Consider the following 12514-nt stretch of genomic DNA (forward strand, 5'->3'; position numbering starts at 1 on the left):
TTGACTAGCGCTTCTTGCCGGTACGGCGACGACGGACGATGAGCTTGTCGGACGCCTTGTTCTTGCGGGTGCGGCCCTCGGGCTTGCCCCACGGGCTGACCGGGTGGCGACCACCCGAGGTCTTGCCCTCGCCACCACCGTGCGGGTGGTCGACCGGGTTCATCACGACACCACGGACGGTCGGGCGCTTGCCCTTCCAGCGCATACGGCCGGCCTTGCCCCAGTTGATGTTCGACTGCTCGGCGTTGCCGACCTCGCCGACGGTGGCGCGGCAGCGCACGTCGACGCGACGGATCTCGCCGGAGGGCATACGCAGCGTGGCGTAGGTGCCTTCCTTACCGAGGAGCTGGATGCTCGCACCGGCGGAGCGGGCCATCTTGGCGCCGCCACCCGGACGCAGCTCGACCGCGTGGATGGTCGTACCCGTCGGGATGTTGCGCAGCGGCAGGTTGTTGCCGGGCTTGATGTCGGCGTTGGGGCCCGACTCGACGGGAGCACCCTGCACGAGGCCCTTGGGGGCGATGATGTAGCGCTTCTCGCCGTCCACGTAGTGGAGCAGCGCGATGCGCGCGGTGCGGTTGGGGTCGTACTCGATGTGAGCGACCTTGGCCGGCACGCCGTCCTTGTCGTTGCGACGGAAATCGATCAGGCGGTAGGCGCGCTTGTGTCCGCCACCCTTGTGACGGGTGGTGATGCGGCCGTGCGCGTTACGTCCACCGCGACCGTGCAGCGGGCGCACCAGCGACTTCTCGGGCGTCGACCGAGTGATCTCGGCGAAGTCCGCCACGCTGGCGCCACGACGGCCCGGCGTAGTCGGCTTGTACTTACGGATTGCCATGAGTCTTCTCGTCCTCTATCTCTCGAGAGTTCCGATCGCTAGGCGACCGGGCCTCCGAAGATCTCGATGGGCTTGCTGTCGGCCGTGAGGGTCACGAGCGCGCGCTTGGTGTTCTTGCGCTTGCCGTAACCGAACCGGGTCCGCTTGCGCTTGCCCTGACGGTTGGCGGTGTTGACGCTGCTCACCTTGACGCCGAAGACCTTCTCGACGGCAATCTTGATCTGCGTCTTGTTCGAGTCCGGGTGGACCAGGAAGGTGTAGGTGCCCTCTTCCATCAGCCCGTAGGACTTCTCGGAGACGACGGGAGCCAGCAGGATGTCGCGAGGATCGGCGATCGTGCTCACTTGCTCTCCTCCTTCACTTCCTGGCCGGACTCGGCCGGCCCGTGGATGAACGTGTTGAGCGCCTCGACGCTGAACACGACGTCATCGCTGTAGAGCACGTCGTAGGTGTTCAGCTGATCCGGCGCGAGCGCGTGGACGTTGGGAAGGTTCTGAACCGACTTCCACGCCGCCACGTCTTCACGGCCGACGACGAGCAGGACCTTCTTGCGGTCGCTGATCTCGCCCAGGAACGTGCGAGCACTCTTCGTCGACGGGGTCTGACCCGCGACGAGTTCGGTGATCACGTGGATGCGCTCGTTGCGCGCCCGGTCGGAGAGGGCTCCGCGCAGGGCGGCGGCCTTCATCTTCTTGGGGGTGCGCTGGCTGTAGTCGCGCGGCTGCGGGCCGTGGACGGTGCCACCGCCGGCGAACTGCGGCGCACGGGTCGAGCCCTGACGTGCGCGGCCGGTGCCCTTCTGGCGGTACGGCTTCTTGCCACCGCCGCGGACCTCGCCGCGGGTCTTGGTGGCGTGCGTTCCCTGGCGGGCCGCGGCGAGCTGCGCGGTGACGACCTGGTGCAGCAGCGCGATGTTCGCGGGAGCGTCGAAGATCTCGGCGGGGAGATCGACGGAGCCGGAGGTCTGGCCACCGGGGGCCTTGACGTCCAGGGTCAGCTTGGTTGCGGTCTCGGTGCTGGTCATGCCCGTGCACCACCCTTCACTGCGGTCTTGACGATCACGAGGCCGCCCTTGCGACCCGGGATCGCGCCCTTGATCAGCAGCAGACCGTTCTCGGCGTCCACCTTGTGGACCGAGAGGTTCTGCGTCGTGATGCGGTCGGAGCCCATACGGCCGGACATGCGCGTGCCCTTGAACACGCGGCCCGGGGTGGCGCAACCACCGATGGAGCCCGGACGACGGTGCACGGCCTGCGTACCGTGCGACGCACCCTGGCCGGCGAAGCCGTGACGCTTCATGGTGCCGGCGAAGCCCTTGCCCTTCGAGGTGCCGGTGACGTCGACGTAGGCGCCGTCCTCGAACACCTCGGCGGTGAGTTCCTGGCCGACCTCGTACTCGGAGGCGTCCTCGATCCGGAGCTCGACCAGGTGACGGCGCGGCGTGACGCCGGCCTTCTCGAACTGGCCGCGAACCGGCTTGTTGACCTTGCGCGGCGCGATGGCACCGTAGGCGAGCTGCACGGCGTTGTAGCCGTCGCGCTCCTCGGTGCGGATCTGCGTGACCACGTTCGGTCCGGCCTTGACGACGGTGACCGGGACAACCCGGTTGTTCTCGTCGAAGACCTGGGTCATGCCGAGCTTGGTGCCCAGGATTCCCTTGATCTGGTTAGTCATGTGTTGTCTCCGCTGCGTCTTTCACAAGCTCGCTGTAATCGAATGTCACTGAATGTTGACGTCGACACTCGCCGGGAGATCGATGCGCATGAGCGCGTCGACGGTCTTCGGCGTCGGGTCGAGGATGTCGATGAGCCGCTTGTGCGTCCGCATCTCGAAGTGCTCGCGCGAGTCCTTGTACTTGTGCGGCGAGCGGATGACGCAGTACACGTTCTTTTCAGTGGGCAACGGCACCGGGCCGACCACGCGGGCACCCGTACGGGTCACCGTCTCGACGATCTTGCGCGCAGATGCGTCGATCGCCTCGTGGTCATAGGCCTTGAGCCTGATGCGGATCTTCTGTCCCGCCACGCTTAGTGTCCTTTTCTTGCCGCGTTTCGTGATCCCCGGCGGAGCCGGAAACCACCTCGTCTGCACAGTTCCCCAGGGAACGGCGACCGAGAACAGCACTCGAACACAGTGCGAGCCGGACGTATCCGATCCGCTTGCCGCTGTTCATCTGTCATTGTTCTCCGGCCCACGCGGTCGGGCGTGTCGGCCCGCCGCTCATTCCCCGGCGTCGATGCTCGAAGGCTTCGACACCGCAAGGAACGGAACCGGCTGCGCTCCACAGGAGCACACAGGGGTACTGCTTCCGTCTTGCATGTGGCCGCGACCAGGCCGTGAGGCTCGATCCGCGACTGTCACGTCTTTCCCGATCCGAGCCGCGAAACATCCATGGCCCGGTCAAGGCAACCCGACCAGTATGCAGGAGCACGGCCGAGAGTTCAACTCACGACGGTGCGTGATGTACACCTCGGCGATACGCCGTGCGGTCGGATCCGCGTGGTCGAGCCTAGCCGATGGGGTTCATCGGCAGGGTCCGAACCGGAGCGGCCGCCCCGATCGTATTCGTCGGGTCGGGACCGGGGCCCGGCTGCACCTGCGCGACCTCGGGGACCCGTGCGCCGGCGGCGACGAGCTGCGGCTCGTCGCGCCAGATCGGCAGTGCCTCCTGCAGTTCGAGCCCGATGCCGATGAGATGTTCGTCCTGCCACGGCCGCGCACCGAGCTGCACACCGACCGGCATCCCCGTCGCGGCGGAGTACCCGGCGGGCAGGGTCACCACGGGGGCACCGGAGTAGTTCGCCCATCGCACGGGGCCCGTCACTCCGGCCGTGACACTGATGCCGAGGAACTCCTGGCGTCGTGCGCCGTCGACGGAGGCGCCGGGCAGCATGATCGCGTCGAGATCCTGGTCGACGAACATCCGGTTGTAGTCGCTCTGGTACCGCAGACGGTCGCGTTCGAAGGTGAGGTAGTCGCCCACCGGCACGGCCAGCGAGGCCACCGCCGTGCCCGCGGCCACCGCGTTCTCGGGGCGATACAGGCCGAGCCGGTCGGTGAACTGCTGGTGGTAGGCACCCATCTCGACCTGGTCGCCGGTCGCGAGGGATTCCGGCAGGGACGGCATCGTCACCGGGACCGTGACCGCACCGAGCGATTCCGCCAACCGTGCCGCGTCGTCGACGACGCGCTGCACCGACTCGGGGGGTGCGGGATTCGTGTTCACGGGCAGTCCGATCCGCACGCCGGCGAGGGGACTCGCTCCCCCGGCGGCCGTCACGGGATAACCGCCCTCGGGAACGTCGGGGCCGAGTGCCGTGATCGGGTCGGCCGGATCCGCGCCCGCGAGCACGGTCATCATCAGGGACGCGTCGGCGACGCTGCGGCCCATCGGACCCACGTGGTCGCGGGTCCAGGTCAGCGGGATCATGCCGTGCGAGGTGATGCGCCCGTAGGTCGGCTTGATCGACGAGACACCGCAGGCGCTCGCCGGGAACCGGACCGAACCGCCGGTGTCGCTACCGATCGCGAGGGGCGCGAACCGCGCGGCGAGCACGGCCGCGCTGCCGCCGGACGATCCGCCGGGCGACATCTCGGTGTTCCACGGATTGCCCACCTGAGGGGTGGCGACACCGATCGCGAACTCGTCGGTGTGCGCGTGCCCCATGAGCACCGCACCGGCGTCCTCGAGTCGACGCCACACACCCGAGTGCCCGGCCGCGATGTTGCCCTCGAGGACGCGACTCGACGCGGTGAGCGGAAGCCCGGACACCGCGAAGATGTCCTTGAGAGCGATCGGGAGCCCGCACACGAGCGGCGCCGGGGTCCGATCGCGGCGCGCACGGGCGAGCCGCTCCCCCGCCGCCTCGGCCGCCGCGTAGGCCACTTCGGGGTAGAGCCGGATCCACGCACCGATCGCTCCGTCGTACGAGCGCGTGCGGTCCAGACAGGCATCGAGCAGTTCGCGCGGGTGCAGTTCGCCGGCGTGCAGCAGCGCTGCCGCCTCGACCGCACTCATCCTCGCGGGATCGGTGACGGTGTCGGGTGGAGGAAGCCTGCGTGGCGGAGCCGCACGACCGCTCCCCGCGGTCGCACCCCACGCGAACAATCCGCCGGCGGCCCCTCCCAGTAACCGTCGGCGTGATACTCCGGTGCTCACCCGCCAACCGAACCATCCAGTGCGTTGCGAGCCAGGTTAGGGCACGGTAGGTGTGCCACATGTCACCTCCGGCTGTGATGCTACCGAGACCGTGAAGTGACAAGGCGGATCATGTACTAGGAGAAGGCGTGCGCTATGAAATCGTCCGCTTCGTCACGGTCCCCCCAGGGTGCGTCGGCGACCGCAGCTCTCGGACGATGTGGCGGCGCACGTGAGGAACCTCATCTTGTCCGGCGGTGCGCGACCCGGTACACGCCCGTGCACTTCTACTCGGACGATCGCAGCTGGGGGACGGATGCGGTCGCCTCGCACGAACGGTTGCTGCAGGCGTTGCGCACCGGTGACGTCGAGGCCGCCGGACGCGAGACGCGCGAACACTTCACCGACGGGGCCCATCGACTCGTCGAACACCTCGACGATCTCGGCGTCTGGTCCTGACCGGCCGGCGTGGACACCCCAAGGGGCAGGGCGTCGGCGCCGACGCGCATGTCCGTCCGCCCCTCCCGGGACCGTTCGCCCCGGTACGATTCCGACGGTGACGGACCGACCCGTCCCCGACGGGGACCGAGATCTACGGCGGGGTGTGATGTGAGCGATCACGACCAGGCAGTTCTCGTGGAGGACGTCCACAAGTCGTTCGGCGACGTCCACGCACTCGACGGGATCAGCTTCTCTGCACCGCCGGGCCGTGTCCTCGGCATCCTCGGCCCCAACGGCGCCGGCAAGACCACGATGGTCAAGGTGCTGTCGACGCTGTTGCGCCCCACCTCGGGTCGCGCCGTGGTCGCCGGGCACGACGTGGTCGCCGACGCCGCGGCGGTCCGGCGTTCGATCATGATGACCGGCCAGTTCGCAGCACTCGACGACACTCTCACCGGCCGGGAGAACCTGATCCTGTTCGGGCGCCTGATGGGCCTGGACAAGAAGTCCGCTACCCGGCGCGCCGACGAGCTGCTCCGGGAGTTCGATCTCGTCGACGCCGGTCGCCGTCCAGTGAAGGGCTACTCCGGCGGTATGCGTCGACGGGTCGACATCGCGTGCGGCCTCGTGGTCCGGCCCAAGGTGGTCTTCCTCGACGAGCCGACCACCGGTCTCGACCCGCGCAGCCGGCAGGGTGTGTGGTCGCTGGTGGCAGCGCTCAAGGAGCAGGGCATCACGGTGCTGCTGACCACGCAGTACCTCGAAGAGGCCGACGTGCTGAGCGACAACATCATCGTCATCGACAAGGGCACCGTGATCGCGGAGGGCACCGCGAACCAGCTGAAGTCCTCCGCCGGTGGCACCCACTGCGAGATCGTTCCGGTGGACCCGCGGGCGATCCCCGAGATCCTGCACGTCCTGGACGGTCTCCTCCCCCAGGACGTGCTCGTGGGCACGGTCCCCGACACGGATCGGGTGTCCGTCCCGGCGCCCGACGGCGCCGCGACCCTCACCGAGGTGCTGCGGCGCATCGAACCCCTGGGCATCGAACTCGCCGACATCGGCCTGCGACGTCCTTCGCTCGACGACGTCTTCCTCCGCCTCACCAGGCACTCCGCATCCGCTCCCGACGGCAGCGACCCGGCGGACGGTGGCCTCACGGACGGCGGCCCGGCAGCACTTCCCGACCCGGAGCGGGCGGAGCCTGCGTCGGCAGGTGAGCGGCCGTGACGGCCCGCACCGACGAGACGGTCCGCGGGACGGAGACCCCCACGGTCTCGTTCACCGACTCCTCGTCCACCCTTCCCGCACGCCGGGGAGGCGTCCACCGCCGGATCACGCCGTCGGGGGTCGAGCAGTGGTGGGTGCTGACGCTCCGGTCGTTGCGCACGATGGCGCGGTACGGCGAGCTGGTCCTCGCGGTCCTGGCACCGTTCGTCTTCGGTCTCGGTTTCTATCTGCCGCTCAAATTCGTCATGCAGTTGCAGGGCATCGACTACGCGCAATTCCTGATGCCCATCATCGTGCTGCAGTCGATGGCCTTCACCGCCATCTCGGCGGCGCAGCTGGCAGCGCAGGAGGGCACGACCGGCGTGACCTCGCGTCTGCAGACGCTGCCCGTCGCCCCGGCGGCGCCCCTGGCCTCACGGATGACGGCGAGCATGGTGCGGTCGGTCATCTCCTTGGCCGCCGCGATCGGATTCGGTTATTTCATCGGTTTCCGTTTCTCCGCCGGCCCCGGGCAGGCAGTGTTGTTCTGCGCGACCGCACTGATCATCAGCCTGTTGTTGTGCCTGGGCGCCGACGCGATCGGATGTCTGTCCCGGAGCCCCGAGGCGACAGCGCAGGCGCTGACCCTGCCGCAGCTGATCCTCGGGATGCTCTCGTGCGGTTTCGTGCCCGAGGAGGGATTTCCCGAGTGGATCAGACCGTTCGTCCGCAACCAGCCGATCTCGCAGTTCTCCTTCGCGATGCGCGATATGGCCCAGGACGGGGTGACCTGGGAAGTCTTCCGGCCGAGCCTGTTCTGGATGATCGGGCTGGCCGTGATCTGCATCCCGGGCGCCGTGTGGGCCGCGACGAGGCGGGAGTGAATCGATGAGCGAGACCGTCGAGACACAGCAGGCGCGGGCCCGATCGCGAGAGCGGGCAGGGACGCCGGGCCGCGCCTTCGCCTATCCCGAACCGGATCGCATCCGCAGCGAGAGTTCCCTCGGTGCATTGTGGGAGCACAGCCGCCTGCAGTGCGGTCGACTGCTGCTCAGATGGGCCCGTGATCCCGCCACGATGATCCAGGCGCTCATCTATCCGGCGCTCACCCTGGTGATGTTCCGCATCGTGCTCGGCGACAGCATCACCGCCGCGACCGGCTATTCGTCGATCTTCGGCACCGTCCCCATGATCGTGCTCGTCGGCGCAATGTTCGGCTCGGTGGTCAGCGCGGTGGGATTGCGCACCGAACGCGATTCCGGCCTGCTGAGCCGCTTCCACACGCTGCCCGTTCATCGTTCGGCGGGGCTCGTGGGCCGGTTGATGGCCGAGATGGTGCGCGTGTTCGTCACCTCTCTCGTGATCTTCGCCGCCGGCATGGCGCTTGGCTTCCGGTTCACCCAGGGCCTCGGTCCCACCCTGCTCATCCTCGTGGTCCCACTGATCTTCGGTCTGGGCTTCGCGATGATGGTGACCGCTCTGGCGACTCTGCCGGGGCGCACGCCCCTGGTCGAGACCGTCTCGATTTTGTGCACCCTGCTCATGTTCTTCAACTCGGGGTTCGTGCCGGTCATGGCGTATCCGAGCTGGTTGCAACCCGTCGTGGCGAACCAGCCGATGTCCTGCGCGATCGACACGATGCGCGCGCTGGCGATGGGAGGGCCTGTCGCCGAGCCCTTCCTGAAGACGGTCGCGTGGTCGGTGGGGATGGTGGCGGTCTTCGTGGTCCCCGCCGTCGTCGGTTACCGGCGCTCGGCCGAACAGAATTGATCTTCCGCTGCCCGGAACGTCCCCCGACGGGCTGCTATCCTACTCGGCGATCCCCCAACCAGCACGAACATACGATCCCCATGTTCGTCGAGGAGTACCGATGATCCGTGCGCGTCGCAGCGTCGTAGCCACAGCCACTGCTGCCCTCGCCCTTGCGTCGTCGATGTTCGCCACCCCGGCGGTATCGGCGGCCGATCCTGCCCCTGCCGCGCCGGCGCCTACCATCACCGTGCCCGATCCGGCTCCCCTGCCCACCTCGGCAGACGCTCCGGGGAGCCCCCTCGCGACCCTGCTGAGCACGATGGGTGAGGGGGTCGAGGGAGCCAACGACCTCGGCTGCGTCCCGTCGCCGGACCATCCCCGGCCGGTCGTCCTCGTGCACGGCACCGGGACGGGCATGTACCCCACATGGGTCTACGTCGCTCCCGAACTCGCACGGCTCGGCTACTGCGTGTACGCGTTGAACTACGGCGCTGCGCAGGGATACTTCGATCCCGAGCGCACGGTCTGGGGTGTCTCGGACATCGAACGGTCCGCCGTGGAACTCGGAACGTTCGTCGATGCCGTTCGCGAGCACACCGGCTCCGAGCAGGTGGATCTGGTCGGCCACTCGCAGGGGGGTGTCGTCTCCCGTCAGTACCTCAAGTTCGAGGGTGGGACGGACGCGACGGATCCCTCCCGCAACCGGGTCCGGAACCTCGTCATGTTGGGCGCGACGAATCACGGCACCACCTTCAACGGCCTGCAGCAGCTGTACACGGTGCTCGCGGTGCTCGGCGTGACGAACGGCAACGATGCCTTGGCCGAGTTGCTGTTCCGCGGGAGCAATCTCGGCGCGGCCGGGCAGCAGCAGCTGATCGGGTCGCGCATGCTCAGCAATCTCAACGAGGGTGGCGACACGCTTCCCGGCGTGACCTACACCTCGATCGCGACGCGCCACGATCAGATCGTCACACCGCCCGAGAGCTCGTTCCTGCGCCCGGGACCGGACGCCGAGGTCCACAACGTGTGGGTTCAGGACGGCTGCCCGGATTCGCCCGCCGACCACTCCACGATCCTCGTACGACCCGAATCGCTCCACCTCGTGAAGTCGGCGCTCGACCCCGGATACGCTGCGGCCCACGCGGTGCCGTGCGACCTACCCGAGAACGGATAGCGTCGGCGACCTCGGTCGCCACGGCCACCCGGCGATTCGCTCGTCGACACGGAAAGGCCCCTACCGCCCGGAAGGGCGGGTTCACATGATCGTCGCAACACTCTCAACGAGAGGTTGCGACGATCATGGCGTTCACGGAGGACTGCGACCGGTTCGGTAACCAACTGGCACGACTGATCGATGCCGGGATTCCGGTCAAGGAGGCCGCGGACGCGATCGGGCTGCCCCGGCAGCGGTGCTACGCGATCTTGAGGGCCATCGACCGGCCGGCGGGTAGATCCCGTGGCCCGGCCGGCACCGCCGACCGTGCGCTGATCGTGTCTGTCTACAACGAGACCGGGTCGATCAATCGGGCGGCGAAGGCATCGAAGGTCGCGCACTCGGTGGCCCGCCGGATCCTGGTGGACGAGGGACTGGTCGGAAGGGAGAAAATCTCACCGAAGGGCAAACTCGAAGCCAAGCGTCGTTGCCTGGAGTTGATCGCAGCGGGCTGGTCGGCCAGACGAGCAGCCCGTGAGGTCGGGGTCAACGAACGCACCGCACGGGACTGGCGGCAGGGAATCCGGCGCTCGAACAATAAGCGGATCCATCCCGATGGGCGGGTGGTGGACTACCACCACGGAACCGTCTACACACAGTCTGTGACCAGTGTGACCTGTGAGGGCAGCGGACGGCCGGCGATCAGCGACCGGTATCTGTCGACCGAGGACCGGATCGCGATCGCCGACGGCCTGCTCGTCGAGGATTCGCTGCGAACCATCGCCGCTCGGATCGGCAAGAACGTCTCGACCGTCTCGCGGGAGATTCGTCGGCACAGCATCGAGGGCAGCTACCTGCCGTATCAGGCCGATCGAGCCGCCGCCACGGCCCGGGCGCGGCCGAAGCAGTCCAAACTGGTGGTGAACACGGTCCTGCGGGCAGCGGTCGAGGAAGGCCTGTCCCGGAAGTTGTCACCGGAGCAGATCTCGCACCGTCTACGCCGGGATCATCCCGACGACGAAAGTATGCGGGTGAGCCACGAAACGATCTACCAAGCCCTCTACTTCCAAGCCCGAGGCGGTCTCAAAAGGCAAGTACAACAGGCACTTCGGACCGGACGGGCGAGACGTAAACCGCACCGCGCGGACGGTCAGCGGTATCAGCGATTCACCGATCCGATGGTGATGATCAGTGACCGGCCCGCCGAGGTCGCCGACCGTGCGGTGCCCGGGCACTGGGAAGGCGATTTGATCACCGGTGAGCTGAACAAGACCGCGATCGGCACCCTCGTCGAACGCACCACCCGCTACACGATGCTGCTGCACCTGCCGAACGGGCACGACGCCGAATCCGTGCGGGACGCGCTCATCGCCGCGATGAAAGACCTGCCCGCCCATCTTCGTGGCTCGCTGACCTGGGATCAAGGCGCCGAGATGGCCCGGCACAAGCAGTTCGGTATCGCTGCCGACATGGCCGTCTACTTCTGTGACCCGGCCGGCCCCTGGCAGCGCGGCACCAACGAGAACACCAACGGACTGCTGCGGCAGTATTTCCCCAAGGGCACCGATCTGAGTGTCTACAGCCCGGCGGACCTCGAGCACGTCGCCCAGGAGCTCAACGGCCGGCCACGCAAAACGCTCGGCTGGGATACTCCAGCCGAGCGTCTGCGTGATCTAATCACCACCAACTAACAGCGGTGTTGCGTCGACCCCTTGAAACCGCCGAAGCGGTAGGGGCCTTTCCGGTCGGTCACACGAACCGACCGACGAGGACGGTCAGAGGCCGAGGGCCTTCTGCAGCACCGGCCACGAGTCCTTCAGATCGTCCTGCCAGTAACCCCACGAATGGGTGCCGGAGTCGCGGAAGTTGTAGGTGGCGGGGATGTCCAGCTCGTCGAGGCGGGTACGGAGGTTGTGCGTGCAGTAGTTGGTCGCCGCTTCGATGACGCCGCCGACCACGATCTGGTTGGCGAGTACGTCGACCTGGCCGTCGATCTCCGGACCGTTCAGGGTGTCGTAGCGCCCCGGCAGGCCCGTGCCGTTGGAGATGTAGAGATCGAGACCGCGCAGCTCCTCGGCGTGCACGTAGGGATCGTTCTCGGCCCAGGCCGGATCGTTCAACTCACCCCACATGTTGCGGGTGTCGCCGCCACCCCAGGTCTCGACGACGAGCTTGACGAACTGCTGCCCGATCGGGTCGGAGGTCTGGGCGCAGCCGCTGTACGCCGCGACGCCCTGGTACAGGCCGGGTGCAGCGATGGGCAGCTGCAGGACCGACGTACCCGAGGACGACAGACCTGCGATCGCGTTGATCCCGTTCGTACCGAGCGCCGCGTCGATCAGCGGCGGGATCTCCTTCGTCAGAAAGGTCTCCCACTTGTTAACACCGAGAACCGGGTCCTCTTCCTTCCAGTCGGTGTAATAGCTCCACTTGCCACCGACCGGGGAGACGACGTTGACGTTCTTGTCCTTCATGAACTCGATCGCGTCGGTGCGGAAGCGCCAGGTCGCGCTGTCCTCGCCACCACCGGCTCCGTTGAGGAGATACAGCGTCGGGCGCGGCTCGCTGGTGTCGGCGGGACGCCAGACGTCGAGCAGGATCTCCTTGTCCATCGAGGCCGAGTACACATAGACGAGCAGTTGCTGCTCACCGTAGTTCTCGATGCGGGTGATCTTCGAGCCGTTCTCGCTGGTCACCGATTCGATCGGCTGGAGCGTCTCCGCGACGGGGTCGGCCCCGGCGGTCGCGCCACCGAAGAACAACGGCAGGGCGACGACTGCTGCGGACACCGCAGCAATCCTCGTCTTCCGGGCCCGTGTCCCCGACTGGACAACCTTCATTCCGACAACCTCCTCAAACCCGATTCCGGGCATGGCCACAAACCTCGGACAGGCCGAGGCGCGCCGTACGGCGCAGCACAACGTGTATCGACGAATCGTTCGTGCACATTACCGTGATCGGCGGTCTCCACTACGTCCGGCGA

Annotated in this window: 13 protein-coding genes; 6 read left to right on the forward strand and 7 right to left on the reverse strand. The window is 67.4% G+C overall.

The annotated features are described in order from the left end of the window. Nucleotides 1–4 precede the first annotated feature (4 nt). From rplB to A5767_RS15090, 6 genes are all read right to left on the reverse strand, one after another. Nucleotides 5–838, reverse strand: a complete 834-nt coding sequence (gene rplB / locus A5767_RS15065; RefSeq protein WP_024101620.1) for a 50S ribosomal protein L2 — start codon at nucleotides 836–838, stop codon at nucleotides 5–7. Between the two features lie 38 nt (nucleotides 839–876). After that, nucleotides 877–1182: a 50S ribosomal protein L23 gene (gene rplW, locus A5767_RS15070; protein ID WP_006554608.1), complete on the reverse strand. Its 306-nt coding sequence runs from the start codon at nucleotides 1180–1182 to the stop codon at nucleotides 877–879. Beyond that, nucleotides 1179–1862 (reverse strand): 50S ribosomal protein L4, encoded by a 684-nt coding sequence (gene rplD / locus A5767_RS15075; RefSeq protein ID WP_006554609.1) that lies wholly within the window; start codon nucleotides 1860–1862, stop codon nucleotides 1179–1181. Before rplD ends, rplW begins: the two co-directional genes overlap by 4 nt. Next, nucleotides 1859–2512, reverse strand: coding sequence for a 50S ribosomal protein L3 (gene rplC, locus A5767_RS15080; protein WP_006554610.1), 654 nt, complete (start codon nucleotides 2510–2512; stop codon nucleotides 1859–1861). The genes rplD and rplC overlap by 4 nt, the downstream gene beginning before the upstream one ends. 45 nt (nucleotides 2513–2557) lie before the next feature. Continuing rightward, entirely contained in the window at nucleotides 2558–2863 is a 306-nt protein-coding gene (gene rpsJ / locus A5767_RS15085; RefSeq protein WP_003938093.1) for a 30S ribosomal protein S10, read from the reverse strand. A gap of 484 nt (nucleotides 2864–3347) precedes the next feature. Beyond that, entirely contained in the window at nucleotides 3348–4856 is a 1509-nt protein-coding gene (locus A5767_RS15090; RefSeq protein WP_064852603.1) for an amidase, read from the reverse strand. 399 nt (nucleotides 4857–5255) lie between these two features. On the opposite strand from A5767_RS15090, the gene A5767_RS24170 reads away from it, so the two are divergent. The 6 genes from A5767_RS24170 (at nucleotide 5256) to A5767_RS15120 (ending at nucleotide 11222) form a co-directional block, all read left to right on the forward strand. Continuing rightward, nucleotides 5256–5435, forward strand: a complete 180-nt coding sequence (locus A5767_RS24170; RefSeq protein WP_156665160.1) for an FCD domain-containing protein — start codon at nucleotides 5256–5258, stop codon at nucleotides 5433–5435. Nucleotides 5436–5585: 150 nt separating this feature from the next. Beyond that, entirely contained in the window at nucleotides 5586–6647 is a 1062-nt protein-coding gene (locus tag A5767_RS15100) for a daunorubicin/doxorubicin resistance ABC transporter ATP-binding protein DrrA (RefSeq protein WP_064852604.1), read from the forward strand. Further along, entirely contained in the window at nucleotides 6644–7510 is an 867-nt protein-coding gene (locus tag A5767_RS15105) for an ABC transporter permease (RefSeq protein WP_019288604.1), read from the forward strand. The genes A5767_RS15100 and A5767_RS15105 overlap by 4 nt, the downstream gene beginning before the upstream one ends. A gap of 4 nt (nucleotides 7511–7514) precedes the next feature. Further along, the gene (locus A5767_RS15110) at nucleotides 7515–8396 is read left to right on the forward strand and encodes an ABC transporter permease (protein WP_006554615.1); all 882 of its coding nucleotides are present in this window, start codon (nucleotides 7515–7517) and stop codon (nucleotides 8394–8396) included. 100 nt (nucleotides 8397–8496) lie between these two features. Then, the gene (locus A5767_RS15115) at nucleotides 8497–9552 is read left to right on the forward strand and encodes an esterase/lipase family protein (protein ID WP_019288606.1); all 1056 of its coding nucleotides are present in this window, start codon (nucleotides 8497–8499) and stop codon (nucleotides 9550–9552) included. A gap of 479 nt (nucleotides 9553–10031) precedes the next feature. Continuing rightward, nucleotides 10032–11222 (forward strand): IS30 family transposase, encoded by a 1191-nt coding sequence (locus A5767_RS15120; RefSeq protein ID WP_197483253.1) that lies wholly within the window; start codon nucleotides 10032–10034, stop codon nucleotides 11220–11222. Between the two features lie 84 nt (nucleotides 11223–11306). On the opposite strand, the gene A5767_RS15125 is transcribed toward A5767_RS15120, so the two are convergent. Continuing rightward, a complete protein-coding gene (locus tag A5767_RS15125) occupies nucleotides 11307–12371 on the reverse strand; it encodes an alpha/beta hydrolase (protein WP_064852606.1) in 1065 nt (354 codons plus the stop codon). Nucleotides 12372–12514: the final 143 nt, after the last annotated feature.

The organism is Rhodococcus sp. 852002-51564_SCH6189132-a, from assembly GCF_001665495.1.
Taxonomy (GTDB): Bacteria; Actinomycetota; Actinomycetes; order Mycobacteriales; family Mycobacteriaceae; genus Rhodococcus; species Rhodococcus pyridinivorans.